25 protein-coding genes are annotated in these 26,961 nt (G+C 46.9%); 6 read left to right on the top strand and 19 right to left on the bottom strand.

Annotated elements, in window-relative coordinates; all coding sequences use genetic code 11:
- The first annotated feature begins 14 nt into the window (after nucleotides 1–14).
- The 3 genes from K6Q96_RS17745 (at nucleotide 15) to K6Q96_RS17755 (ending at nucleotide 4,860) form a co-directional block, all read left to right on the top strand.
- A complete protein-coding gene (locus tag K6Q96_RS17745) occupies nucleotides 15–311 on the top strand; it encodes a sarcosine oxidase subunit delta (protein WP_251881450.1) in 297 nt (98 codons plus the stop codon).
- Nucleotides 308–3,934: a sarcosine oxidase subunit alpha family protein gene (locus K6Q96_RS17750; RefSeq protein ID WP_251881453.1), complete on the top strand. Its 3,627-nt coding sequence runs from the start codon at nucleotides 308–310 to the stop codon at nucleotides 3,932–3,934. Before K6Q96_RS17745 ends, K6Q96_RS17750 begins: the two co-directional genes overlap by 4 nt.
- A 158-nt stretch (nucleotides 3,935–4,092) precedes the next feature.
- The gene (locus tag K6Q96_RS17755; protein WP_251881454.1) at nucleotides 4,093–4,860 is read left to right on the top strand and encodes a sulfite exporter TauE/SafE family protein; all 768 of its coding nucleotides are present in this window, start codon (nucleotides 4,093–4,095) and stop codon (nucleotides 4,858–4,860) included.
- Here the strand turns inward: K6Q96_RS17755 and K6Q96_RS17760 are convergent, their stop codons facing one another.
- From K6Q96_RS17760 to K6Q96_RS17845, 18 genes are all read right to left on the bottom strand, one after another.
- Entirely contained in the window at nucleotides 4,861–5,691 is an 831-nt protein-coding gene (locus K6Q96_RS17760; protein WP_251881456.1) for a MurR/RpiR family transcriptional regulator, read from the bottom strand.
- Between the two features lie 105 nt (nucleotides 5,692–5,796).
- On the bottom strand, nucleotides 5,797–6,042 hold the full coding sequence (locus tag K6Q96_RS17765; protein WP_251881458.1) for a Rho-binding antiterminator: 246 nt from the start codon (nucleotides 6,040–6,042) through the stop codon (nucleotides 5,797–5,799).
- A 79-nt stretch (nucleotides 6,043–6,121) separates the two neighbouring features.
- Nucleotides 6,122–6,850 (bottom strand): OmpA family protein, encoded by a 729-nt coding sequence (locus K6Q96_RS17770; protein WP_251881461.1) that lies wholly within the window; start codon nucleotides 6,848–6,850, stop codon nucleotides 6,122–6,124.
- The gene (locus K6Q96_RS17775) at nucleotides 6,807–8,123 is read right to left on the bottom strand and encodes a TadE/TadG family type IV pilus assembly protein (RefSeq protein WP_251881463.1); all 1,317 of its coding nucleotides are present in this window, start codon (nucleotides 8,121–8,123) and stop codon (nucleotides 6,807–6,809) included. The genes K6Q96_RS17770 and K6Q96_RS17775 overlap by 44 nt, the downstream gene beginning before the upstream one ends.
- Before the next feature lie 9 nt (nucleotides 8,124–8,132).
- Nucleotides 8,133–8,687: a tight adherence pilus pseudopilin TadF gene (gene tadF, locus K6Q96_RS17780; protein WP_251881466.1), complete on the bottom strand. Its 555-nt coding sequence runs from the start codon at nucleotides 8,685–8,687 to the stop codon at nucleotides 8,133–8,135.
- Entirely contained in the window at nucleotides 8,668–9,144 is a 477-nt protein-coding gene (locus K6Q96_RS17785) for a TadE/TadG family type IV pilus assembly protein (protein ID WP_251881468.1), read from the bottom strand. The genes tadF and K6Q96_RS17785 overlap by 20 nt, the downstream gene beginning before the upstream one ends.
- Nucleotides 9,145–9,154: 10 nt before the next feature.
- Nucleotides 9,155–10,501: a tetratricopeptide repeat protein gene (locus K6Q96_RS17790; protein ID WP_251881470.1), complete on the bottom strand. Its 1,347-nt coding sequence runs from the start codon at nucleotides 10,499–10,501 to the stop codon at nucleotides 9,155–9,157.
- Nucleotides 10,501–11,373: a type II secretion system F family protein gene (locus K6Q96_RS17795; protein ID WP_251881472.1), complete on the bottom strand. Its 873-nt coding sequence runs from the start codon at nucleotides 11,371–11,373 to the stop codon at nucleotides 10,501–10,503. Before K6Q96_RS17795 ends, K6Q96_RS17790 begins: the two co-directional genes overlap by 1 nt.
- Nucleotides 11,373–12,299, bottom strand: a complete 927-nt coding sequence (locus K6Q96_RS17800; RefSeq protein WP_251881474.1) for a type II secretion system F family protein — start codon at nucleotides 12,297–12,299, stop codon at nucleotides 11,373–11,375. Before K6Q96_RS17800 ends, K6Q96_RS17795 begins: the two co-directional genes overlap by 1 nt.
- On the bottom strand, nucleotides 12,296–13,573 hold the full coding sequence (locus K6Q96_RS17805; protein WP_251881476.1) for a TadA family conjugal transfer-associated ATPase: 1,278 nt from the start codon (nucleotides 13,571–13,573) through the stop codon (nucleotides 12,296–12,298). Before K6Q96_RS17805 ends, K6Q96_RS17800 begins: the two co-directional genes overlap by 4 nt.
- 6 nt (nucleotides 13,574–13,579) lie before the next feature.
- Nucleotides 13,580–14,842, bottom strand: coding sequence for a CpaE/TadZ family protein (locus tag K6Q96_RS17810; protein WP_251881479.1), 1,263 nt, complete (start codon nucleotides 14,840–14,842; stop codon nucleotides 13,580–13,582).
- Between the two features lie 11 nt (nucleotides 14,843–14,853).
- On the bottom strand, nucleotides 14,854–15,387 hold the full coding sequence (locus tag K6Q96_RS17815) for a hypothetical protein (protein ID WP_251881481.1): 534 nt from the start codon (nucleotides 15,385–15,387) through the stop codon (nucleotides 14,854–14,856).
- A complete protein-coding gene (locus K6Q96_RS17820) occupies nucleotides 15,384–16,742 on the bottom strand; it encodes a type II and III secretion system protein family protein (protein WP_251881483.1) in 1,359 nt (452 codons plus the stop codon). The genes K6Q96_RS17815 and K6Q96_RS17820 overlap by 4 nt, the downstream gene beginning before the upstream one ends.
- Nucleotides 16,743–16,753: 11 nt before the next feature.
- The gene (gene cpaB / locus K6Q96_RS17825; RefSeq protein ID WP_251881485.1) at nucleotides 16,754–17,527 is read right to left on the bottom strand and encodes a Flp pilus assembly protein CpaB; all 774 of its coding nucleotides are present in this window, start codon (nucleotides 17,525–17,527) and stop codon (nucleotides 16,754–16,756) included.
- 462 nt (nucleotides 17,528–17,989) lie between these two features.
- Complete coding sequence (locus K6Q96_RS17830; protein WP_251881487.1) at nucleotides 17,990–18,226, bottom strand: Flp family type IVb pilin; 237 nt, start codon at nucleotides 18,224–18,226, stop codon at nucleotides 17,990–17,992.
- Nucleotides 18,227–18,874: 648 nt separating this feature from the next.
- Entirely contained in the window at nucleotides 18,875–19,321 is a 447-nt protein-coding gene (locus tag K6Q96_RS17835; RefSeq protein WP_251881489.1) for a YeeE/YedE family protein, read from the bottom strand.
- Nucleotides 19,322–19,332: 11 nt separating this feature from the next.
- Nucleotides 19,333–19,758 carry a YeeE/YedE family protein gene (locus K6Q96_RS17840; protein WP_251881491.1) on the bottom strand — a complete coding sequence of 142 codons (426 nt, stop codon included), beginning with the start codon at nucleotides 19,756–19,758 and terminating at the stop codon, nucleotides 19,333–19,335.
- Nucleotides 19,759–19,914: 156 nt separating this feature from the next.
- Complete coding sequence (locus tag K6Q96_RS17845; protein ID WP_251881492.1) at nucleotides 19,915–21,954, bottom strand: sensor histidine kinase; 2,040 nt, start codon at nucleotides 21,952–21,954, stop codon at nucleotides 19,915–19,917.
- A 108-nt stretch (nucleotides 21,955–22,062) separates the two neighbouring features.
- Between K6Q96_RS17845 and K6Q96_RS17850 the strand changes: the two genes are divergently transcribed.
- Nucleotides 22,063–23,418: a sigma-54-dependent transcriptional regulator gene (locus K6Q96_RS17850; RefSeq protein ID WP_251881494.1), complete on the top strand. Its 1,356-nt coding sequence runs from the start codon at nucleotides 22,063–22,065 to the stop codon at nucleotides 23,416–23,418.
- Here K6Q96_RS17850 and K6Q96_RS17855 read toward each other — a convergent pair.
- A complete protein-coding gene (locus tag K6Q96_RS17855; RefSeq protein ID WP_251881496.1) occupies nucleotides 23,415–23,636 on the bottom strand; it encodes a hypothetical protein in 222 nt (73 codons plus the stop codon). The genes K6Q96_RS17850 and K6Q96_RS17855 overlap by 4 nt on opposite strands.
- Before the next feature lie 67 nt (nucleotides 23,637–23,703).
- Between K6Q96_RS17855 and K6Q96_RS17860 the strand changes: the two genes are divergently transcribed.
- The gene (locus K6Q96_RS17860; protein ID WP_251881498.1) at nucleotides 23,704–24,708 is read left to right on the top strand and encodes a TAXI family TRAP transporter solute-binding subunit; all 1,005 of its coding nucleotides are present in this window, start codon (nucleotides 23,704–23,706) and stop codon (nucleotides 24,706–24,708) included.
- 107 nt (nucleotides 24,709–24,815) lie between these two features.
- The gene (locus tag K6Q96_RS17865; RefSeq protein WP_251881501.1) at nucleotides 24,816–26,936 is read left to right on the top strand and encodes a TRAP transporter permease; all 2,121 of its coding nucleotides are present in this window, start codon (nucleotides 24,816–24,818) and stop codon (nucleotides 26,934–26,936) included.
- Nucleotides 26,937–26,961 lie beyond the last annotated feature (25 nt).

Below are 26,961 nucleotides of genomic sequence, written 5' to 3' on the forward strand. Positions count from 1 at the left end.
GGAAAGGAACGCAGATGCTACGGATTTATTGCCCTTACTGTGAAGAATACAGAGAAGAAGACGAATTCAGCTATGGCGGAGAAGCGCACATTGTTCGCCCGCTGGAGCCCGAAGCCCTGAGCGATAAAGAATGGGGTCATTACCTGTTCCATCGCAATAACATTAAAGGCAGCCATCGTGAAATGTGGTATCACGCCGCGGGCTGTCGCAAGTTCTTCAACGTGCAGCGCAATACAGTGACTTACAAGATTGAAGCGGTATACAAAATCGGTGAGTCCGCTCCCGAGGAAAATGGGGAGGCGGGTGCATGAGTCAGGTTAACCGTTTAAGCGAAGGCGGACGTATCGACCGCAATTCCTCTTTCACATTTACTTTTGAAGGCAAAGTGTATCAGGGCCACAAAGGCGACACCTTGGCCTCTGCACTGCTTGCCAACGGCGTGAAAGTTGTGGGACGCAGTTTCAAATATCACCGTCCCCGTGGCATTTTGGGTGCAGGTGCAGAAGAGCCGAACGCGATTTTGCAGCTGGGCTCAGACGATGCCACATCATTGCCAAATCAGCGTGCTACGCAGACCGAACTGTACGACGGTTTAAAAGCCCGAGTAGCGAATGCCTGGCCAAGTTTGGATAAAGATTTCCTCTCTGTGGTGGGAAAAATTGGCGGCGCAATGATGCCTGCCGGCTTCTACTACAAGACCTTCATGTATCCCGAATCCCTTTGGCCGACCTACGAAAAGCAAATTCGTAAGGCGGCGGGGTTGGGTGAAATTCCCCGCGCGAAAGACCCGGATCAATACGATCACATGCATCAGCATTGTGAAGTGCTCATTGTCGGCGGCGGCGCTGCAGGTCTGGCAGCAGCAAGACAGTTTCTGGGGTTAGGGCAGCGTGTGATTCTGGTGGATGAACAGTCAGAATTTGGCGGAAGCCTGCTTCATTGCCGCGAGAAGATAAATGGCAATCCAGCGACGGACTGGGTTGCAGAAACCGTGGAGCAACTGGAGGCTGATCATAACTTCATGTTGTTGCCAAGAAGCACCGCGTTTGGTTATTACGACCACAACTTTGTGGGTGTCGTGGAAAGGCTTACCGATCACTTAGGTGACGGCGTTAACGGTGTTCGCCAGCGCATTCATCATATCCGCGCTGAGCATGTTTTGCTGGCAACGGGTGCGATTGAACGTCCACTGGTATTTGGTAATAACGATCTGCCAGGCAGTATGCTGGCATCTGCACTTCAGATTTATCTCCGTCGTTATGCAGTTGCACCGGGGAATGAGCTGATACTGATGACCACCAATGACGAAGCCTATGACGCGGCCATTGAGTGGCATAACAGTGGCAAAACCGTGGTCGCGATTGTGGATACTCGTTCCTCCTCTGATGGCGATCGTGTGAAAGAGGCTAAGGCTTTGGGTATTTCAGTCTTGCACGGTCATGCTGTGACTAGCCTTCAAGGTAGTAGCTATGTCACTGGTGCGGAAGTAGCCCCTATCGACCGAAACGGAAAGAGCGTGACGGGCGCGATAAAAGTGCTGAGCTGCGATACGGTAGCCACTAGCGGCGGCTGGAGTCCAGCGCTGCATCTCAGTTGCCACACTGGGGGACGTCCCACTTGGCGCGATGACATTGCTGGATTTGTGCCTTCAAATACCGTTGAAGGGATGGATTATGCGGGTGCTGTTAATGGAGAAATCACACTGCTGGATGTGATTCAGGACGGCGCTGCAAAAGCCAAAGTCATTGCAGACGCACTTTGCGCAGAGCTGGCCGAAACGACTGTTCCTGTCGTCGACACAATGCAAACCGACCCTGCAATGGCGATGTACTTGGTGCCTTACCGTTTGCCGGTCAGCCGCGCGCCCAAACAGTTTGTCGATTTTCAGAATGATGTTACCGCTGCGGGTATCGAGCTTGCAGTTCGTGAAGGTTACGAATCCATCGAGCATATCAAACGCTACACCGCGATGGGCTTTGGTACCGATCAGGGGAAAACGGGCAATATTAACGGTATGGCGATCGCTGCCAATGCAATGGGCAAATCCATTGCAGAAACCGGGACTACCATTTTCCGCCCAATGTACACGCCGGTGACCTTTGGCGCGCTGGCGGGGCAGCATGTCGGGAAACTGTTCGATCCGGCGCGTTATACCGCGATGCACGAATGGCATGTCAAAGAAGGTGCGTTATTTGAAAACGTGGGCCAATGGAAGCGCCCCTGGTATTACCCGAAGAACGGCGAAACCATGGACGAAGCTTTGGCGCGAGAGTGTAAGGCAACCCGTGAAAGTGTCGGAATTTTGGATGCCTCCACACTCGGCAAAATCGATATTCAGGGTAGAGATGCGCGCGAATTCCTGAACCGCATTTATACCAATGGCTGGGACAAACTGGCGCCGGGACGTTGTCGCTATGGCCTGATGTGTCACGAAGACGGTATGGTGTTTGATGATGGCGTGACATCCTGTATTTCAGATTCTCACTTCATCATGACAACCACATCAGGTGGTGCAGCGGGTGTGCTGCAATGGCTGGAAGTGTGGCATCAGACCGAATGGCCAGAGCTTGAAGTCTACTTCACCAGTGTGACGGACCAATGGGCGACCATGACGATTTCCGGTCCAAATTGCCGCAATGTGTTGCGTCAGTTGGTTGGCGATGAAGATGTCTCGGAAGAAGCCATGCCATTCATGAGCTGGAAGCCGATGAAAGTGGCAGGCGTGGACGCCCGCGTTTTCCGCATCAGTTTCACGGGCGAGTTATCGTTCGAAATCAATGTGAATGCGAACTACGGCCTTTACGTGTGGGAGCAGGTGATGAAAGCTGGGGAAGCCTACAACATTACCCCTTACGGCACCGAAACCATGCACATTCTGCGTGCGGAGAAAGGTTTTATCATCGTGGGACAGGATACCGATGGCTCGGTGACGCCACAGGATCTCAATATGGGCTGGATTACCGGTAAGCAGAAAACCTACAGCTTTCTGGGTCGTCGATCCTGGTCAAGGGAGGACACTTCCCGGACTGACAGAAAACAGCTGGTGGGCCTGAAATGTGAGGAATCGCACAAGGTTATTCCAGAAGGGGCGCAGGCAGTAGACAACCCTGATCAACCTGTGCCAATGACCATGGTGGGGCATGTTTCCTCTTCATACTTCAGTGCCGTATTGGGGCATTCCATTGCATTTGGTCTCATAACAGATGGTCTTAACCGCATGGGGGAATATGTTTACTTCCCATTGGCGAATGGCAAGACACTCAAGGCGGAGATTTGCAGCTCAGTGTTTTACGACACCAAGAATGAGAAGCCGATGAACGCGAATGAAGATGAGGTGTCGGCACTATCAGATAGCTATGAACCAGTAAAACGCACACCTGTGCATCATCTTGGTAAATCGCACCAATCTTCACCGGGCGTGCATTTGCATGAGCGCGATGGTGTCAGCCACCTTGTGTTGCGTGGCGAGCCTACTTCAGAGTTCTCAGCTGCGGTGGAAAGTGCATTAGGGCTGACGTTGCCAGTTTCCCCTTGCGCGTCTTCGGTGAACGATTCGCTGCAAATTTGGTGGCAATCGCCAGATGAATGGCTGATCCTGAGCTTCGATCAAGATGCAGGTACCATCGAGAAGAAACTTCGGGAAGCGTTGTCAGGACATTTCCAAATCACGGATGTCAGTGGCGGGCAGACATTGCTAACACTGACTGGCTCTCATGCCAAAGATGTGCTGAAGAAATCTGTTTCCTACGATGTGGATGGCAGAAGTTTCATTATGGGTAAGTGCGTTGGAACATCTTTCGCCAAAGGGCAGGTGTTTATGCGCCATCACAGTGAAAACTGTTATGACCTGATTGTGCGCCGAAGTTTTGCTGACTACATCGCGCTTTGGATACAGCAATCTGCCGACGAATATGGACTGGCGCTGGACTGCTAACTCAATACTCATTGCCCGCTTCATGCGGGCTTTGTTTTTCTTAGCCCCGTGACGCATTACTCATCTGCATTAGTGATATTGTCTATATACCCAAATGACCTGGCTGAATCCTTCATCTTCAGGTTATTGGGGTATTAAATAATAACGAGATTGCGCGCTTGGACTTTATCACTGACCCTTTGTTCTATTTGATTGCCATCCCTGCCGTGCTGATTTACGGCATCGGTAAAGGTGGGTTGGGTGGCGCGCTGGGTATCATTGCAGTTCCTCTAATGGCACTAACGATAGCACCGACACAGGCGGCGGCTATCTTGCTACCTATTCTTCTGGTGATGGACGTATTCGCCGTTCGCTATCACTACCCCAAGGCTGACTATTCAGTGATCAAGAAGATGCTGCCGGGCGCGCTGGTGGGCGTTGCACTCGCAGGCTTCTACATGCAAGCCGTTTCGCAGGCCGGATTGAAGCTGACGATTGGGGTATTGTCGCTATGGTTTTGTGGTCAGTATTTACTGAGCCTGTTAGGAATATCGAGACCCGCCAGAAGGCGAAACAACACTCTGGCAGCCACGTTTTGGGGCGGTGTGAGCGGATTTTCCAGCACCACCATCCATGCTGGCGGCGGTCCTGCGAGTATCTATCTTCTTCCTCTCAGACTCGAAAAAGTCACGCTGGTGGCTACCATGGCGGTATTCTTCGCTATGTTAAATGTGGTGAAACTTATTCCCTATGCAGCTCTTGGCGAGTTCGATGCCAACAACTTATCTACGGCATTGATACTCATGCCATTAGCACCAATCGGGGTGGCGCTGGGCGTCAAGCTTCTGCACCGCGTCAGCCAGGCGCGCATCTATCAGCTTTGCTACCTGTTTCTTTTCCTGTCGGGCGTGAAGCTTTCTGTTGATGGGATCAGCGGACTTCTTTGACTATTTCCTACTGAGCTTGAATGCCAGTGATACAGCTAGACTCTGCGCCAAACAGAGTGTCGCCGTTTGAGAACGGAAAGACTCCACTTCAGCTTCTTTAATCACAAAGCAAACGTCGCTATTTGCCGCCAGAGGGCTCACCTGACTGTCGGTAAAAATGATTTGTTTTGCCTTTTTCGTAGCGGCGAATTCACACAGTTCAACCGTTTCTGGCGAGTAAGGGGAGAAGCTCGCACCAATCACCACGTCTTTACTGCTCACCAAGGCTAATTGCTCAGCTGCCATGCTGCCGAATCCATCGACAATCACAACACGGCGTTCAAGATGACGAAGCGCATAACTCAGGTATGAGGCGATGCTGAAAGCACGTCGCATCGCCACAATGTATATGGTTTCCGCGTTTTCCAGCAGATCGACGGCTGCATCCAACTGCTCGGGTGCGATTGCATTGGAGAGTTCCTGAAGCGCGACGGTATTGGCGTGACTAAATTGCTGCAAAATATCGGACGGTGTTTCTAGTGCTCTTTCTTCACCTTGGGCGTTTTGCAGAAGGCGGGCGCGTTCGGTATAGCTGCTGGTTTCCTCAACAAGGTTTTTGCGGAACAGTTGCTTCATTTCGTTGAAGCCGCTGAACTCAAACGCATTGGCAAAGCGGATTAGTGTCGAAGGAGGAACATTCGCGTGAGTGGCAATGACAGCAACAGTGTCGAAGGCAATGCTATTGGGGTTATCCAACACATAGTGAGCTACCTGCTGAAGCCGTTTACTCAGGTTGTGGTAGCGGTGACGGATTTGTTGTTGTAATTCAGCGAGGTGAGTTGCAGTTGCCATAGCGTTTCCTGATCTAGCACATCTATGGCAAGTGTAATGTTTCGTTAGAGATTAGGAAATGGAATTTTTATTCCAATTCCTAAAGGGGTATAGCTCAGAAAGGTACTAGCTGAATGCGACTTCACTAAAATGGGGATTATCTACCAGTGCTTTCATAGATCCCACTTTATCAAGCACAACTAATACATCTTCCCCCTCTACGTCTAATACGATGCACTCCTCTTTCTCTATATTTCTGGCGGTATCTTTTGCAATGCCTTCTTTATGATCACCTGTGTGAAATTCCAATCTCACGGGATAGTGAAACATACAGGCGATTTCAACATAGTCATGGACGTCGCATTTGATCATGTGAATTTCCTTTCGCTGGATCCCTTTTTAACAGTTTTACCCAAAGCGTGAAAACTCGCTACTGATCGCTGCGCAAATTTTACTTTGTTGCTTTCTCTGAATCAGATAAGGGCAAGACGACCAGTTCTACACGTCGGTTTTCGGTTCTACCCGCTGATGTTTTGTTGCTTTGAGCGGGTTTAGTTTCTCCGGCAGAGAAAGTTTTAAGTCGGTTCTTATCTCCGCCAGCATTAACCAAATAGCCTTTTACTGACTCTGCACGTTGCAGACCCAACGTCAGGTTATAAGCGTGTGAACCGATACTGTCCGTATGACCTGTAATGGAAATTGGTGTTGAGGAAGTTTTAATGGAATCCACAATCCCTGCCAGGATCTTCTTGCCTGTTGGCGTCAGAGAGGACTTATCAAAACTGAAGTGTACTTTGGCGATTAATCCGCTCTTACCTTGTTGAACTGAAGGTGTCTCACGCACTAACAGCTCTGCACATTCTTTGTTGAGGCCTGCGTTGATCAGGGCGTTGATAAATATTGGGGTGGTGGGAAAGGCGTTGCTTTGGCGTTCAAGTTGGAGGTACCGCGCCTTATGAAAAAAAATATCTGTCGATTGTCCAACGTTTATTTTGAATCTGACCTCTGTTTGCTTGTCTGAACAAATGTCCTCAAAAACTGTTGCCGATATGTTAGATGCTAGAGTCGGCATCGCCACGCTGCTCAATGCAATAAGAAGCGCAGGAAGTGTAAAGGTGGCTTTCATAAATGCTCCGTTATTCATCGTAGTGGCGATAGTAAAGGTGACCGACTTCTTCACTGATCAACTCAAGGACAGTGTCAAAGATTTCCTGATAAGAATCGGCAGACTGAATATTGTCTTCGCCAGCACATATTTTTAGTCCCGGATTGGTCTCTAGGTCATAGTCAAAGCCAATGACGAAGATTTTTGCTTCAACATCCCGATCGCTTATAGTTTGTGATTCAAGAGCGCTAATGATGTTGTCGCAAAGACCTTCCTGATACAAACGCAGTGCGGCATAGCCAGGGTAACGCTGGTCTTGGCCCCTAGCAGAGTCAACACCATCAGAAAGGACGATAATTAGCTTTCGGACATTCTCGCCCTGACTGACGATTTTGGCTGCGTCAATCAGACCTTCGTAAGAGGCAGTACCATAGTCGGGGTAGAAACTTGAAATGGTTGAGCGGAACTGACTGAATTCGTCAGTTAAATTTAGCGTGTAGAAGTAAGAATCATCGCTGCTATGTCTGCCGTTAATACTCGTATAGCGATTATTTAAAGGATCTGAAGTCGTGGCTGAAAAGTTGATATTGGGGATATTTCTCCACCATTGCCATGTCAAGCTACTGGAATTGCTATTGTAGTCAACATTGCTATAGAACTGACTGCCGTTGTTTGGGTACATATTGTACCCAATAAATGCTGCACGGTTTTTCAGTGGTGAGCCGTTGAGTTCTTGTTCTGTTTTTTCGTTGAAAGTTTCCAACTTACGCGTGATGTCAGATATAACATCTATTACACCGCGATACTTACGCTTGCCGTTCCATGAGTCCTGCATTGAACCAGAAAAATCTGCGACAAAGGCAACGTCGATAGTATAACCCTGGTATTTCCGAGATACAGCCCTGCCCCCCATTTCTTGGACTTCTTCATAGCCAAGGTGATAGTCATTTTGCGGGTACCAAGAATCGAAATCGGCATTAACTACGACTTTGTATTCTGTGAATATCAGCCCTTCTTCATCATAAACACCGGGCTTACCGCAATCGTTACCATAAATCTCATCACAACTTTTCCGTACGATGGCAATATCCGATTGCTCAATTTTTCCATCAGGTATGAAAACGTTCGTGACCTTTTGTGCTAACACTTTGTTTTCACTCTCTACTTTGGAAGCATTGGCGGCAACGGCCAAAGAAGCCATTTCAACTGCATCGCCAAGCCTTGCATGGGTTTGTAAGTAGCGCGTTGATTCAATGGCAAAAACGAAAATGCTAAAAAACAGGGGGTACATAACCACAAAAATAATAGTGGCTATGCCTTTTTGTTTTTTGGGTGAACGAAAATTCATCTTCTTTCCCTAGCGGCCAAATGACATTGAAATGGAACGGACGCGTTCGAACCTTTCACCGACGATATCGCCATACCAATTATTTGAGCGATAACAAATGGTGACTTGGTAAAGGGTTAGTTTGTTGTCAAACTGAGTGACGGGAGCCATATCTGTCATATTTGATAGGGGGGTGTCAGGTTGACAGTCATATTGACCAAGGCTGAAGCGATGTACGTTGATGACTGGAGAAACAGGTTGTTTGTCGTCATCAAACTGTTGCTGTTCGATATAGACACCCAATCGGGATGCTTCGAAGTCACCAATTGTGTCTTTTAAAGACCTTGAAACCAGATTTAAGCCTTTTGTTGCTTCTGTATAGGTGATGGTTTCATCACCATCAAAAAGCTCTGTACGCTCTTTGATTAGACTGACTAAAGAATAGGATAGCCTATCCAATTTGCCTTTAATGGATTGCTTAGCGACCACATCCATGGTGAATACCAAGATCAGACTAAAGCCCATCAAAACCAAAACCAGTTCGATGGTGAATACCCCGCGTTGTTTATTGGCTAAATTGGTCACGCTCAAACTCCTGAATGCCAAAGACTTCACGCGCTAAGGTAAAGTTCTGTGTGCCACCTTCCCAGTTGAATATGGATGAGTAATCGTAACTTACCCGATAGAGTGCAATTGGATTGTCTGCACGCTCTTCACTCCCCTCACTGTTGGGATTGGTTGCCTCGTTATAGGATTCGTAATATCTGACGGAGATGTTAAATTTATTGCGGTCGAGGAATTGAACCCATGCATTGTCGTTGTCATTCAGGGTCTGTATAAATACATCTTTATAGTCACTGTTTGCAGATGTTCTGGCATTGCGAGATGATTCGGCAATGGCATAGTCGACTGCTGATGACATAAAGCCCACCACGCATATCTCCACCCAAAAAATTAGAACAGAAAACATCGCCATGAATCCGAGAACGAATTCAATGGCAACAACACCACGTTGCTTGTTCATGTTATTTTTACTTTGCATGTCCGTATCTCTAAGACTTCCATCGAATGAAAAGTTTGTTTCCTTTTACCTGAACTTCAGGTTTCTCCTGTTTGTCGTTACGCATTTCAAGCACGATACGCACAAAGTTTTCATGCTCACCGAGAACTAACCTTTTGGCAGGGCCTTCTTTGTAGTATCGACGTCGCTTTGTGGTGAAGTCTTTTGCCCCTTCAATGTCAAACACCCATTTTCTGCGTTTCTCCAAATACTCTGTATTGATTTTTCCCAGCGGGAAATCAGACGTTGCTATGTATTCTTCGCCTTCAGTGGTTGATTTATATTCGACGTGAGTCACTAAGCGACGCGATTTAGCGAGTTGACGCTTCTTCTTGGTTTCAGCCAGTCGTTTCGCTTGTTTTTCTTCTTCAATGGCTCTCTGGGCACTCTTGGCTTTTGCTTGCTCCATTTTTATTCGCAGTTTTGCTAGGTGGTCATTTGAAGCTATTGCTGTATCTACTGCGGGTTGGGGCGGGCTTGTTACAATGTTCGACTGACCCTTTGGCTTACTCGTCAGATCGTCCTTTGTCGTAACACTTGGCTGTTTTGTCCTTAATGATTCAGGCAGCTTCTCTTGTTTTGCTAATGGAACTGAGGTGGATTTCTGAACATATGTGAGCTTATTTGTATTGAGCGTTGCGGCTCGCAGTCCCTTAAACTTCTCTGCGAGATAAATATCATTTTCGCTGTTTGCCAGTAATTGACTGAATGCGCGAGTTTTGCCCGCTTTAGCATAAGCGAGAAGGAGGTTAGCTTTGGCCTTATCATCAGCTCTACCTATCTGAACAAGTGGGGCAAGAATATCGATTGCTCCGTTGTAGTCACCTTTCAAAAGCGCCATCATGGCTAAGTTATTTTTTATTGCCGCATCGTTATAGTGATTTTTTCTCGCCGTTTCAAAGGCAAAGGTTGCATCAGCAAATTTCCCTTGTTCTGCAAGAATTAATCCCTTGAGATTATGTGCTTCTCCCAGACCTTTATCCTTGCGGATAGCCGTATTCACATGCTGCTCTGCTAACGTCAACTTGCCTTGATCAAGAAAAACATTTGCACGAAGAAGAGCTATTTCAGCGCTGTCTAGCTCTCTTGGCGATATCTGAGAGAGCTGGAACATCGCAGCCTCTGTATCTCCTAACTTGTAATGTGCTGATGCTAGCTTGAATCTCGTGGTGACAGATGGTTCGTTCTGCAGCTGTCTTTCGTAGCGCTTTACAAGAGCAGCATAGTTTCCTGAGTTAATGAGGATCTCTTCACCGTTATCTTTCACGTACTGAGACGGTGAAGAAGAGGTACAACCTGCCATAAGGGTTGCTGCAAAAAAATAAGCGAAGATTTTCATTAACCTAACATCCTCATAATTCCAGGTGCGGTAATAAGAATCACAATCGGCATCATGATGAAAATGATTAAAGGAACTGACATTTTTGACGCAAGTTTGCCGGCTTTCTCTTCCAGAGAGAGCAATTGAATTTCACGGATATCTTTCGCCAGTGTTGAAAGCACGCCGTATATCGAGGTTCCGTGCTGTATACTTTGCGACAGTGTCATGACGAAGCTTCGCATTTCCGGTGCGGGAACTCGTTCATGTAACTCTCCCAACGCCTTTTCTAGGCCCACTGTTTGCGTCCTATCCCGAAGACGTTTGAGCATGTATGCCATATCCCTATCAAACGCTGCCATTTCTGATGTGAGGTAAAACAGCGTTGTCTCGATAGTCATTCCCGTTTGGACGCAAACGCCCATTAAATCAAGAAGATATGGGAGCTTTCTGGTTAACTTGGCTGACAGCGCTCTGCGACGCATATCTAAGTAGAGGTCTGGCGCAATAACGACCGCGACAACAAGTATGCTTAGGGAAACAACTTTTGATGCAGCCGCCTCACTGAGAGGGGCGTCACCCGAAAAAAGGATGATCAGCGTGCCGACACCACAAATGGTATATTTGATAAGGAAGTAATAGGGAGCTAGGGCAATGTCATAGATACCCGCGCCAATAAACTTTTCTTCAATTTCCTTGTTTGTCCCGGCGAGATAACTGGTAATAAGGTTAGTTACCTTGGATACAGCTGATTTTTTTCGAGGAACAGTGGGCCCGTCTAATGCTTGACGGAGTCGATGACGGCGGTAGAAAGAAACATAGACTCCCGTCAGAATGATTGATGCGCCGATCGAAATCAGTAGCGTATAGAAAACGATATGAATGCCCGTCATTATTTCACGCTCCGCATTAGGCCAGTGATAATTGCCATACCAATCGCTTCACTGATCAGGGTGTAATAGAGTAGTGGTCGACCATCCTCGTGATTCATCACGAAGTCATAGTTTTCGGGGCTGAGTATGCGCATAATGAAAAAAAGGAAAATGAATGGTATGGCGCAAACAATATACGCTGACATTCGCGCTTCTGCGGTCATCGCCCGCTTTTTCATTTCAATAGAACGCGCATCAAACAGAACGCGATTCAACCGAGTTATAACCTCTCGTAATTGACCGCCGCGATTGACGTTGACGCGCATCGCGATAACGAAGAATTGGAACGATGGCGTAGGAAACCGCAAACACGCTTTGCGGAATACGGCATCAGTGGATTCTCCCATATTCAAGCGCTCTCCCATGCGCTTGAACTCCTTTCCAACAATACTATCTAGATTACCACCAACAAAAACAATGGCATGGAGTAGGCTCTCACCAGCGGATACCGAGCTAGCAATCATGTTTAGAGCGTCAGGGAAACTATCCTCGAAAGCGTTTTGAGCACGGTTGTTGAGGTAAGAAAGCCCAAGTGCTGTTGAAAGAGGAACAGTAACTATCAAGCTAGTGAGAATCGTAAAATAGAACAAAGTCCCTAATACGTAAACGCCAAGCATCGATACGACAGCATAGAAAACGATAATTTTCAGAAGAGCAAAGTTACCGATATCAGCCAGTACATTGTCAAAGGCACGTTTGACCCTTTGCGGATAGGTGGTCTGAGTTAGCGCGTCCATGTCGACTGCGCGATTCTCCAAAAACTGTGTTTCCGGCAGCGGGTTGTTGTCTCTTAATAAACTTTCTCTGCGAGATTTGAGACGGGTTTGTTTGTGGAGGAGGTAGAGGCCAAATGCCAAGAACAAACAATAGATGGCGTTAGCAATCATGAAGTTCTCCCGCTGAAGATGCTGTTCAGTTCATTACCTAAACCGAAGTAACGGGCTTTCTCATAAAGTACGGAACGTTGAAGCAAACCTGAGGTAATAAAATCACCACGTACCTTTCCGTTTTCACCAATGCCCTGATGTTCGAAACGGAAAATCTCTTCCATGACAACGTTGTTACCTTCCATGCCAATCACTTCACTGATGCTCATGACTTTACGACTACCATCATGGAGACGGCTAATTTGAATGATGATATCTATCGCACTTACTATGGTGCGTCGAATAGCCTCCAAAGGCAGTGAGGCGGTTGCCATCATTACCATGCTCTCGATCCGGGATATGGCATCACGAGGATTGTTGGCGTGAAGTGTCGTCATAGAGCCATCGTGGCCAGTATTCATAGCCTGAAGCATTTCGAATGCTTCGGAACCACGACATTCGCCGATAATAATCCTATCCGGACGCATTCGTAGGGCATTAATAACCAACTGTCGTTGGCTAACCTCACCATTGCCTTCAATGCCAGCTGTCCGTGTTTCGAGTCGCACAACATGGGGTTGCTGTAATCGCAACTCTGCCGCGTCTTCAATAGTGACGACCCGCTCTTTCTCCGAAATGTAGTGAGACAAAGCATTCATCATTGTGGTTTTACCAGAACCTGTACCACCTGATATGACAATGTTTACTCTGCATCGAGAAGCTATAACCATGAGCTTTGCTACTTCTGGGGTCATCGCTCCAAATTCAACCAAGTCTCCAAACATGATGCTTTGTTTTTTAAACTTACGGATTGAAACGGAAGCACCATCAATGGCAATTGGAGGGAGTACGATATTTACCCGGCTACCATCTTCTAGACGCGCATCACACATAGGGACAGATTCATCCACCCTGCGACCAACCCGAGCAGCAATTCTTTTTGCTACATTAGTGAGTTGCTGTTCGTCAATAAATGTGATTGGGGACTTTTCAACCAAACCATTTCGTTCGATAAAAACGGCCGATGGACCATTGATCATGATATCCGAGATGGTGTCATCCTCGATCAATGGCTGAATTGGCCCTAAGCCGCGAAGCTCGTCATACATCATTCTTACGAAGTCGCTTCTCAACGCATTATTAATGGGTACGTTGTCTTGATCGGCAAGAAGGCTGACTGCCTCTGTAAGTTGATTTAATAAATCTTCTCGTTTTAGTGAGGCAATGGCTTCGGCATCAATAGCATCAAATATTCTCTCTCGCAGAGAGCGATATAGTTCTTTTGTCCCTTGCATAGGCGATTACTTCCCTCCGAAGCGAGGAATAGAGAACAGTTTTTTTCGCTTCGGGGCTAAGTCTTCACCAATGACAAGTGCACACAAACGACGAATTTCTCCTCCAAATTTAGATTTTGTGCTCCCGGGGTTTGTACCGCTGACCAAAAGCTGCTCCAACTTTGATTCGTAGGGCAGCATGATATCGACTGAAATATTCAAGTACCTCTCTACTTCCGCCTGTGTAACGCTGGCAAACCTTGGAGCTCTATGTTGATTTAATACGAGGATCGTTCGGAAGTTCTTCGGTCGCTCCGTCTCTTGAATATGCTTGGCGAGCTTGTTCATGAGAGCGGCAGTTTCACGCAAGCAGCTTATAGTCGGTTCCATTACTATGATGGCGACATCAAGCAGGTGATGGATGGTGTGTGGTTGAACATCAAAACTGACTGAAGATGATAAATCGTCCAGTATAAAATTCGTCTCCGACGCTAAATAGGAGATGATGAGAGAGTTCGTTTCGAAAAGGTCTACAGATCTCTCATCGTTGAGTCCTAACGCTAAATAGTCCAGTCGGTTGGAAATACGTGTAACCAGACTTTTTGCGGAAGTGTGGTCGAGTTCTGTCCCTATTTCGTTCTCTGCTAAACGTCGTTTATCACGGTTTTTGAGCCCGAGCAAAATGTCCAGATTGCCTGAAAAGTAGTTATGGTCAACCACCATACATGACGTATGCTTGTCATTAGTTAACACCCAGCTGAGTTCAGCGGTGAGTAACGATGCACCAACACCGCCTCTTGTGCCAATAACTCCAACACGTTTCGCTCTGCGACGGTTCTTCAATGATGAGGTTTCAATATGCCTAACAAAAACAGACTGAAGGAACTCAGCAAGATCGACTTTTTCCACGGGCCACAGAAGATAGTAAAAACCAAGTGACTTTAGCTCTCGTACGACCGAAATAGCGTCAACATCGCCAATGATAATAATGGAAAGCGACGTTGGTAGGCGCGCAGACAGCTGACGACATTCTTTTAACGTGTCCGGGCACCCTATAAGGTCGATAACAACGAGTTTAGATTTGTTCTCTTCTACCTGAGGTGCGACATCTTTGAACTTATAGGGTTTGGCTGTGGGAGGCTCATGACCATCGAAACGGAAAGTTTCGTCAATTAAAACGCGTAACTCATTTGAACGATAAAACTGTATTGCACCCAATGTATTCTTGGATGTCGATGAGCTTGATATTTCTTTGGGTTCTTTTTTTAATAGATCGCCGAAATCTAACATGGACGACCCCTTTACATTGGATTCTGCGGCACTATGCCGGAAATTTGAGATTGACCTGCAATCTTTCTCTCTGGATAAACCATCGACTCCCAACGTAGAGCTTCGACAGTGCAGCCAACGTTTCCGTGGTTATCGCCGGAAATAATAACTTTGTCGCATGATGGCGCTTGAACTTGGTATATCAAGCTAGATATTGTGACGCTGTCTATTTCTAATGCTGAAGAATTTTGCAGAGAAACGCTCTCCGGTGATACGCCATTACGAATCAGCCAACGATAGCTTTTTTGGGCTAGTTTTTGTCCCTGTTTACCATTCCAAGATATCTTGGCGCCATAAACCAACAGGGCTTTGCGGTTAAGGATCAGATAGGCATCGATTTCATCACGCGCTCGCATGATGCCATCTTTTTTTACAGAAACGCTGTATTGGTAATTGACTGGTGTAACTGACAAGTTACTGCGATCTGCTATTGGTGAATTTGCTGAGCAAGCTGTCAAAGAGAGAGTTATTAAGCTAGGGAGCAGAAACAGTCTGAAAGAGATCATTTTTTGAATCCTCCGGTTGATAGGATTTCCTCTTGCCACTGGGCAACTTCCGGTGAAGCCTTAAGGTTTACGCCAAAAAATCGGGATAGCGTAGACGTTCTTTGCATCGAAGGGATGCGTATATTGCCAGAGGATACGGGTCCAACGAGCGAAACAGTCGCAACAATAACTAGCTCGGTTTTCCTTCGCTGAGTTGTCGTATTGCGAAAAAAGGCGCCTAGGATAGGTACATCACCAATAAAGGGTATTTTTGACAGGGCTTCTTCATCTTCTGTGCTGAGAAGTCCTGCTAAGACGAAGCTATCTCCGTCACCTAATTCCAGAGTGGTTCTTGCGCGCCTTACCTTGAATGAAGGGATATCGAGTAGTTCATCACCAAACTGAGAATCCACAGAGCTAACTTGAGGAACAACGGATAGCTTGATTTTGTCGTCTCGTAAGACTTCTGCAGCAAGGTCTAAGCCGATACCGAACTCTTTATATTGGATGCGGAAGCCATCATCAACACGGTAGGTGATGGGGATTTCGCCACCAACCAAAAAGCTTGCTGTTTCACCTGAAATTACCGATATGTTTGGCTCCGAAAGGATCTGTCCAACCGTGTCATCGTTGATAGCGGAAATATATGCTGCGACGTTGGTAGCGCTACCGCCCAACCCTGAAATTCCTCTAAAAAACTGTCCGTTACCGCTAAAACCGCCACTTAGAATTGTTCCCCATTTTATACCCAGCTCGTCGACAAGGGAGCTGTTCACTTCAGCGATAGTTAGCTTGACGTTGACCTGCTTAGAAACGCTCACTTCCAGATTGTTGACCAAACCCTCATAGGTGCGGCGTGCCATAAAGTCGATGTCATAGCTTTCATTGTCGGAAGTTGTCCACTCTAGACGTTTCTCTGTGAATTCTTTCTGGAGTAATTCTCCAACCATTTTGTAAATATCGTTTTTCTCTTTCTGGGTCGGCACAAATCCGGAAAGAACAACTTGATCGCCCAAGTTTTGTACTGAGATATCGATATTGGGATAATGTAGATTCAAAATCTGCTCGATTTTGGTGAGGCTTTTATTTACCACAATTCTGCGGCTTGACAGAGTATTACTATTTTCACCAAAAACGATTAATGATGTCTGACCAATTTTTCTGCCAAATACCACTAATTTATGGTTATCTATGACCTGGTAGTCTGCCGTTTCTGGATCAGCGATGAATACAGTGCCGATAACCTGATCAAATTGGAGCGACTTGGCGTCACCCTCGCCAAGATTCATAATACTTGCAGCTTGTACATTGTTTTCATATAGCGTGCTGATAAGCAGGATCGAAAAAGAAAAAAATAGATTGTAAAGGCGTCGCATATCCCTGCTCTCTAATTGAAGGCTCTCTGTTGACCACGAATTTCTGTGACTGATTTAAAATTGGGTAAGACATCGTGTGTATCTGCACTTAAACCAAGCGAAGGCCTTAAAAATTTATCGGTTGATTTAATGACTTCTAATATACCGATACGACGAGCAATAACCATTTTGGCGACTTGCGCGCGGTCTAACTCTATGGTCAGAGGCAATAGTTCATTATTTTCCTCATCGATAGCTAAGATGCGCACATTCTGCAGCAGAGGCGAAACCGAAAGTGTCCTGAATGATTCAATAAACTTATTCCTTGATGACTCGCCGATATTTTGATCATCAGACGTCAAGATCATAATGTCTACCTTATCTCCAACAGAAATACCTGAACCAATGAACATCTTTTTCTCAATGGTCAGCGAATAGGGGATCATACCCGTTTTGATCACAGCGTCGACATAACCGGGGTCATCTGGATTGATGAAATCATTTTGGGATAAATATTCCTTTGTGGAAATGCTGCGCTTAGCAACCATGCCGGGATTGATAGAGATATCCGTGTTGTAAGAAACCCCCTTTTCTAAGGCAGTTTCCTCATTAATCCGAAAATAACGAAAATTTCCACTCTCTAGTATCTGCCCCTTTTTGAGCGGCTCTTTGAGCTGGGCTACTTGATAGGAAATGTGAGAGACAGGCGATGCTGTAGATGGTTGGGTCTGAAATACACCACTTAGGCCAAGCACACCAATACCGATAGACAACATAGCGATAATGAAAAAAAGACGTTGGCTCATGCTTTAACTCAGTTTGCTTAGATAAATACAGAGTAAAGAAGACATCACTATGGGTACTCCATAAGGCACGGTGGGATCGGTGACCTTCCTGAATCTACAGATTGACCAAATTATTATTGCTGTAATGAAGCCCAAAAAGCTAATCATCACGATACAAAATATAAAATACTCTTTGTCAATGATAAGCACGTAGGTCGACAACAACTTAGTATCACCAGCAGCTAAAACGCCAAAGTAGAATAAAGCCAGCCCCGTTACCAATACCAATAAAGATTGAGAGATATTGAATGAGTAATGACCATCAGTGAGGGCAAGCAAAACACATGTTATAAGTATGCAAACAACTGTAAGGTTACTGATCTTTCTCCACAATACGTCAGTGAAAACGATACATATGGAGCTGGCTACCAGGATTAAATCTAACACGGCGACACTAGGTTAAGTTGCTATATGGCTGCCTATTTATTGGTTTTCGCCGCCACTGCCGCCGCTGCCGCCACCGCTTCCGGCTGAATTCGCAGCAGTTATGTTAGCAGTTATGTTACCCAGAGCTCCGTCTAACGTCGTTTTCAAGGTGCCACTGTTTGAAAAAACAGCAACAACGAGTGCAGAGATAGCCACACCGATTATGGCATACTCGATTGAGGTGACACCTCGTTCATCACGCCCAAAGCGCTTTGCGATTTTTGAAAGAAACATGAGAAAACTCCATTTGTATTGTATGTGAATTCTAACTTTCATTATTTTTAGTGGTAAATAGCGAAGTGAAATTTTCACCAAAATAACCAAAGCCGAAAGATAAGATATATCTGATATTCGAATTAATCTAGCTGACTCACTAGACCTCTGTATTTCAATGATGAACCAAAAAATCACATATGAGACACTAAGGGGTAGTTGTAAAGCTGTTGAATAATTGAATGGTTGAATATAAACAAAGAGATAATTTGACTTATATCACGATTACGCATATGAAACCATAATAACTGTCCAATAATTAAATCGGATGAGATTGGTCATTATTTTTTACTTTGTTTGAATTATGTCACGGAAATATTTTGTCAGAGAAATGTCAAATATTCCTAGCCTATTGCAATTAGTTTAATGACTATATAAACAGAATTACATATATTTGCAGACTATTTTGTGCAGTGTGACTTTTTATATGGACACCTATTTTTTCAACTAAATTGTAATAAATGTAAGTGGAGCACAAATTTTGAGCAAAATAATAGGGATAACTAGGAGGAGTAAAACCTACGCTGATCAATTTTTGAGCGGGAATGTAAATGAGCTGTTTCCCACTGTGTATAAATATAATTTGGCCTGTTTAGCAAAAGATATTACTTATCCCTGAACTTGGTAAGACAATTTAGCTTTCTTTTCTGTGAACATGTTAACCAGATACATACCAATGAGCATGCTGGCAAAAAACAAGATGATCATCCCTGAACCTGATCCGAGGGCAGTGATAGCGGGGCCTGGGCAGATACCCACCACACCCCAGCCAATACCGAAAATAAGGGAACCGCTTAACAATTTTTTATCTACTTGCTGATTTTGACTCACAGAGAACGACATTGCGAATTTGGGTTTTGTCTGTTTTCGAATGAACAGAAAATAACCTGGCAGGAACACCATCAGGGCGCTGCCCATCACGAAAGCCAAACTTGGGTCCCACTGACCAAACACATCAAGGAATCCGATCACTTTAACCGGGTTGACCATACCGGAAATCATCATCCCCAAGCCGAAAAGAAAGCCGGAAAGAAGTGCAACAATTTTAAAAAGCATAATGATCTTCCTTACAGGTGTAGGCGGATGAATACAGTAATGAATGCGGCTGGCATGAAGATTAGTGTTGCTGCAATAGAGCGTTTTGAAAGACGGCCCATGCCACAAATGCCATGGCCGCTTGTACAACCATTGGCAAGTTTGGTTCCTATTCCTACCAGTAGGCCTGCGCCGACAAAGAAGAGGGGAGAAGAGTGTGCATTCGCAGCGGCGAAATCGGGATAACTAATGCCACTGATTGATGCAAGCATGCCTGCCGCTACCATCCCACCAACAAACAAAAGTCGCCACGAAAAGTCCGACTCTTTCGGTCGTAGTAAGCCACCGACGATGCCGCTGATACCAGCAATACGACCATTCAGTGCCAATAAAACTAAACCAGAGACACCCAGAAGCATGCCACCTATCAGTGAGTCCAACGGTATTTGAAATGCCATAAATACTCCCATTTCTAAGTGCATTCGCTGTGTTTTCAGCAAACTCATACACTAGGAATTTTATTGGATTCAATAAATAAGTCAATTCTAAATTAGAATGTATTGAAATAAAGGGTGTGGATGCTTTAGGAATTGGGTTTATTGGCCTAGTTTGTCTTATCTCGTTTTGAAAACTAGCTCAAAATCCATTCCGCCATTAGTGTTCTTTCTGGCGGAGATACTGCCCTCCATGTCCCGCATATTGTTGGCACAAATAGAAAGACCCAAGCCTAAACCCTTACCTATTTTTTTGCTGGTGGTGAAAGGCTCAAACAAGGTTTCTATGGCATCCTCTTCTACGCCGATACCATTGTCTGACAGAGTGACGATGACTGATGACGCCTCTGCAACAACCGAGATGATGAGATGAGGCTGGGCAGTATTTGCCATGGCATCACAGGCGTTGGAAATCAGGTTGCCCAATACCTGTCTGAGGCGCTGGTCCTCTGCCAATATGCTTGGCGTGTTTTCCGGCAAACGAACCCTTACGTTCACGCGATCCAGTGGCTGTTGATAGATGCGCAAGACTTCCTCCAACACATTTGGGAGCGTAATGGCATCGAGTTTGTCCGGTTTGTTATAAGCGAAGGTTTTAAGCTGGGTCGTCATATCGACCATGCGTTCAATGAGCTTATCAATGAGCAGGTTGTTCGAGAGGACTTTCTCGCCCTCACCCCGCTCGAATAGCACGCCGTTGGTTGTGACCAGCGTGCGAAGTCCAGTGAGTGGTTGATTCAGCTCATGGGCAATCGCGCTCGACATTCTGCCCATCGCGGCCATTTTACTGGACTCAATCAATTGAGCCTGCGCTTCATGTAGCTCTTCCGTTCGTTCCTCTACGCGCTGCGCCAAAAGCGTGTTGGCTTCAAACAAGGCTTCCTCGGCCTTTTTCCGCTTGGTGATATCCAGCAAAGTTACGAGGTAGAAATGGCGATCATGAAAAGGGAATGCAGTAAGAGAAACCAAGGCGGGAAAGGTGCTGCCATCCTGCCTTTTCGCGAGGCTTTCCTGTGCATTGATGTTGATGTCTTCAATCACTTTTTTGTACTGATCAAACAGCAACACGATGGGGGAGTGTCTGTCCTCAATCAGTTGTGAAATCTTGATATTCGGAGTGGGCTCGCCAGTAAAACCAAACATGCTGATAGCCATGGCATTGATATCAACGACTTGCCCTTTTTCATCAAGCAATAAGAGGCCGACCTGGGTCTTATTGATCATCTGATTGAGCTTTTGTTCTGACTCTTCAATCAGCGCCTGAATACGGCGCTGGCTCAGGTTTTTCTGGTGGCGCTGATAACTGATTACCCCCAGCAGGAACAACAACAAAAGCAACATGGCAACGCTCCAGCCAGCCGCCGATGCGTTTCTTTCTACTGAGCTAATAGGCGTGAGGTAACTCAGACGCCATTTCAAGTCGTCCAGTTGAATGGTCTGGGCAAAATAGCGGGTGCGGTCAAGCCGCCAGACGCGGATAGTGTCTCCTTGCCACAGGCTGGATACCTTAGTTTTGATGTCGATGTCGCCATCGTTCAACGCATCGGCGGAAAACTTATCGCTGCTGGAAAGGAAAAATTGCCCTTCCGGATTTTGCAGCAACATGATGTCGGAACTCGCGAGCCACTGGTCGGTCAGCAGACGTAAATCAAGTTGTACCACTACAATGCCGACAATATTTAGCTCGCTGAAAATGGGCGATGAAAGGTAGTAGAAAGGGCTCACCCCTTTGGTTTTTCGCACCATGGATGTGCCTTCGCCGAGGGCATGGACATCGCGCACAATCGCATCCAAATCCTGACTGGTGATGTAATCGCCATCCACACTGGAAGCCAGCACTATGCCCTGATCAGACAAGATGTACCAACCTTTGGTATTGGCTGCTTTGTCGAGTTGACTGAGTGTGTTTTCAACCTCGTCAGTGATTGAGGTGTCACCCAAGGTTAAAGCAACCACGTCAGGATTGTTATTGAGCAAATAGGGGAGATGATAGAAGCGTAGCAAGGCATGGCGAATTTCAGCGATGGCGTTGAGCAAATCCTGCTGTGCGGAATGTTGCGCTTGCACGGTAAGCCATTGGCGTGCGGTTTCTCTGCCACCCCAGAAAAACACTGACACGAGGATCAGTGAAATACCGATAAGACTCCATTTACGGCGCATAGCAAGATTCCGTTTGCTGGTTTCGTTTCTTGTAGAACGTTGAGTATATTAACACTATAAGCGCTTTTCCGATGAGTGGAGCATAGCGCGATCTGAGAGCTGAGGGATATGGAAACAAGGCAGAGTGCAAGGATTGCCCTGATTGAAGACGACGAAATCGTTAGGCAGGCAACCTCTCAATGGCTGCAACTGGCAGGCTTTGATGTGGTTGAATTTGGCTTGGGGAATGAGGCGTTCGATGCGATTCAGCATCAAGCATTTGACGCGATTATCAGTGATGTCAGATTGCCAGATGTCGATGGCATCATGCTGCTAGAAAAGCTTATCGACAGTGGTGTGAGTGCACCGGTGCTAATCATTACTGGTCATGGCGATGTCGATATGGCCGTGAAAGCTTTGCACCTCGGTGCGTTTGATTTTATTGAAAAACCCTTTCAGCCTGACAGGTTATCGAGTCGTGTTTCTCAAGCGGTTGAGCAATTCCATGCGCAAACTTCGACCCAGCTCCGTGGAGAGTACCTTGCTAGTTTGTCCGGGCTAGAAAAAGTACTGGTCGGCCAGAGCGAAGCGATGAAGCGACTTCGCGAACAGGTAGCGAGGATCGCACTTATCGACACCAATGTGATCATTTACGGCGAAACCGGATGTGGTAAAGAGTTGGTCGCCAACAGTTTGCATAAGGAAAGCGGCAGAAAATCTCATCAGTTTGTGCCTATCAATTGCGGAGCCATCCCGGAAAACCTGTTTGAAAGCGAGCTTTTTGGCCATGAAGCGGGTGCTTTTACGGGTGCCGCTAAAAAACGCATTGGTAAGTTGGAATATGCTGATAGGGGCACTCTGTTTCTCGATGAAATAGAAAGTATGCCAGCGGCCATGCAGGTCAAAGTGCTGCGCAGCTTGCAGGAAAACACCGTGGAGCGGGTCGGCGGCAACAAGCAAATCAATATCGATCTCCGCGTGGTCGCAGCCGCCAAAGAAGATCTGCGTGATCATCCTGAGTTCCGGCAAGATCTCTATTACCGCCTGAACGTGGCGCAAATCTATATTCCGCCGCTTCGCGAACGCGGGGACGACATCCTCACGCTGTTCGAGCACTTCGCCAAGGAGTCCAATCCAAATGCGAGATCAGTCAGTGATGCAGATAAGAAAGCCCTGATGTCCTATGGCTGGCCGGGGAACGTGCGTGAGCTTCGTAATGTCGCCACACGTTTCGCGCTCGACAACACCATGTCTGTGCTGGAAATTCTCTCCAATCGACCTTTGGCATCCAATGAACCCAACACCAATGGCGTGCCGTTGGCGGTACAATTGCATAACTTTGAGCGAAAGGTATTGGAAGAGGCGCTGACTCGACATCAAGGACGAATCAATGACGTGATGCAGGAACTGGATTTACCCCGCCGTACACTGAACCAGAAAATGCAGAAGTTTGGTTTGAACCGCGCAGATTTTACCGACTCCTAGGGGGCTGTTGACCTTTGCGCCTGAACAAACGGGTGATATGCATCGGCACATTTTTGCTTATCGCCATCCGATAATCCTCGTGACCCCTTACCAAGACTGGACTTCCTCAATAAGCAAAATCTTGCCGATGGGTTTTTCCTCCAATCAGCAGGATTTTGCTCATCTCTCTCTCGATTTTTTAAATAATCAAATAAAATCAAATAGATAAAATCTGGCATCCGCTTTGCTCTTACTGAATCCAAATAACAAATTATTAACATGGAACGCAGTAAACAGGAGTGAAGTATGAAACTGAAAAAGATGCTTGCAGCAATGGCCATCGTGGCTTCAATGGGCGCAAGCGTGAACGTTGGTGCGGAAGAGAGAAGCTATATCCTCGCGACAGCTTCAACTGGCGGCACTTACTACCCGGTAGGTGTTGCGTTAGCGACGTTGAGCAAGGTGAAGCTGGGCCCTAAGTATCAATTCTCCCTTTCCGCGATTAGCTCTGCCGGTTCGGGTGAAAACGTTAAATTGTTGAACGAGAACGAAGCTCAGTTTGCGATTTTACAAGGGCTTTATGGCGCGTGGGCTTGGCAGGGGTCAGGTCCATACAAGGGCGTGAAGCAAGATGACATCCGCGCCGTTTCCATGCTTTGGCAAAATGTTGAGCATTTTATTGTACGTTCTGACTTGGCAGAAACCGGTACGGTGTCGGATTTGTCGAAACTGGACGGTAAGAAGTTCTCGATTGGCAAAAAGAACTCAGGGACAGAGAACTCTGGCCGCCACATTATGAGTGAGCTTTCCATCTCTCCGGACAACTTCCACCTAGCGTTTATGGGTTACGGTGCCAGTGCCAATGCGCTGCAAAATGGCACCATTGAAGGAATGAATACTCCCGCAGGCGTGCCAGTGGGCGCGGTTACTCAGGCATTTGCTGCCATGGGTGATGATTTGAAGATCCTCTCTTTTACGGATGAGCAAATCAAGCAGGTCAACAGCACCTATAACCTTTGGACAGCTTACGAAATTCCCGCCAACACCTATCCCGGTCTGGATAAACCAATCACCACTGTCGCCCAGCCTAACTTCCTCGCTGTGCGCGACGATGTGTCGGATGACGATGTTTATCAGCTGACCAAAGCCATCTATGAAAATCTGCCTTTCCTACAGGGCATTCATAAAGCCACCAAAGCCATGGCGATTGAAAAAGGGATTGCTGGTCTTCCGGTGCCGTTGCATCCCGGTGCCGCGCGTTATTACGAAGAAGTGGGCATCGACATTCCCGCAGAGTTGAAAACGCAATAAGCCTATCTACTCCCAAATTGGGAGATTGAAAACGACAGACAGCCCTGATTTAGGGCTGTCTAGCAAGAGAGTAGTAACGCTCCTCAAAAGGAGTGCTGGAGCTAATCATGAAGGATGCCGTAAACAAAGAGCTCGAAAAGTTCGAGTTGCCTAATCGCATCGATATTCCCTGGGTGAACCTGACTATTACTGTTTTGGCAGTGGCCTTATCCTGTGTTCATATCTGGTTTAACACCTTATCAACTTGGTCTGAACTTTGGGTTTCGGCTACCCACTTTGCCGGATTTGCGGTGATTTGCGCGCTGTGGTTTCCCGCCGCCAATCACCTGAAACACAACAAAATCGCTTTGGTGATAGACCTATGGATTGCTATTGCAGCAGTGGCTTGCCTGCTTTATATCCCCTACGCCGAAGATGCCCTTTATGAGCGCGGCGTGAAGTTTGTGGCGAGTGATTGGGCATTCGCTACAATAGCCATCCTGATTGCAATGGAACTGGTGCGCCGCACCATGGGCTGGTTTATCCCCATACTCATCGCGGTGTGTCTGAGCTATGTGGTGCTTTGGGGGCAGTGGATGCCCGGAGTGTTCCACTTCCCGGGTTTGAGCTTGGAAACAGTGTTGTACCGAAGTTTCTTCTCGTCTGAGGGCATGTTCGGCCCTATTTCCCGCATCAGCTGGAGTTACGTCTTTATGTTCATCCTGTTCGGTGCATTTCTGGTGCGATCCGGTGTGGGTGATTTTATCGTTCGTCTATCAAAAGCCGCGGCAGGGAAAATCATCGGTGGGCCCGGTTTTATCGCAGTATTAGGTTCGGGCTTGATGGGTTCGGTATCGGGATCGAGCGTTGCAAACACCGTCTCGACAGGTGTTATCACGATCCCTTTGATGAAAAAAGCGGGCTTTCCGGCACGGTTTGCTGCAGGGGTCGAAGCGGCAGCATCCACGGGGGGACAGTTGATGCCACCAGTGATGGGGGCTGGCGCATTTATCATGGCGTCTTATACCCAAATCCCTTACGTCGATATCATCGCTGTTTCCTTTATGCCTGCGCTGATTTATTTCCTTTCCGTTACCTTTTTTGTTCGCATTGAAGCCAAGCGCAGCAATGTGCATAAAGTATCGGAAGACGAAGAGTCGGTTCTGGGTGTGCTCATCTCAGGCTGGCACAACCTTATTCCGCTCGCTGTGCTGGTGTTCTTACTTATCCAGGGGTTCACCCCGACTTATGCCGCAGGCATTTCCATTCTTTCTGTGATTGCAGCCAGTTGGCTCTCGAAAGACAATAAAATGGGCCCCAGTGCTGTGATTGAAGCGTTGGCGTTAGGAGCAAAAAATATGGCTCCAACGGCGATTTTGCTGGTTGGTATTGGCTTGGTGGTTAACGTTATCAGCACGACAGGCATTGGTAATACCTTCTCACTGATGATTGATGGCTGGGCAGGTGGTAACCTGCTGGTGATGTTACTGCTGATTGCGTTGGCGTCGCTGATATTGGGAATGGGCTTGCCAGTGACTGCCGCTTATATCGTGCTCGGTACTTTGTCCGCACCCGCTCTTTATACCTTGCTGGCAGAAAACCAGTTGATTGATCTGATTGTCGCTGGCGAGTTGCCTGAACAAGCGAAAGCCATATTTATGTTGGCGGGGCCGGAAAACTTTGAATCACTGAGCGCGGCGATGTCCGTAGAACAAGCCAAAGAGCTGCTGACGCTGGTACCACCGGATTTCAAAGAAACGCTGATGGAGCAGGCACTAGGCGTTGAAGCGGTCGGGCTGGCGTTGCTCTCTGCGCATCTGATTATATTCTGGCTGTCGCAAGACAGTAATGTGACTCCGCCTGTCTGTCTGACTGCTTTTGCTGCTGCGACCATCGCACGTACGCCACCAATGAGGACGGGCTTGACTGCATGGAAGATCGCCAAAGGGCTTTATATTGTGCCACTTCTGATCGCCTACAGTTCGCTGGTGAGTTGGGACTTCACGGAAGTCTTGGTGGTGGGCATTTTTGCCATCTTCGGCACCTATTCACTTATCGGTGCCTTGGAAGGGTATCTGGAAGGAGCATTGAATCCTTTGCTGCGATTGGTATTGGTTGTTGCGGCAGTTGTCATGGTCTGGCCGGCGCTACCACTTTGGACGAGGCTACTCGGTGTGATGACTTTCCTGGCACTCTTTATTTACAGTGGTCGAAAGGTATCAGTTCAGACTGCAGCGTCATCCCACTAATATCTTTGTTCATCTGTCATCTGGT

Origin of the sequence: Grimontia kaedaensis, from assembly GCF_023746615.1 — a bacterium.
In the GTDB taxonomy this organism is placed as follows: Bacteria; Pseudomonadota; Gammaproteobacteria; order Enterobacterales; family Vibrionaceae; genus Enterovibrio; species Enterovibrio kaedaensis.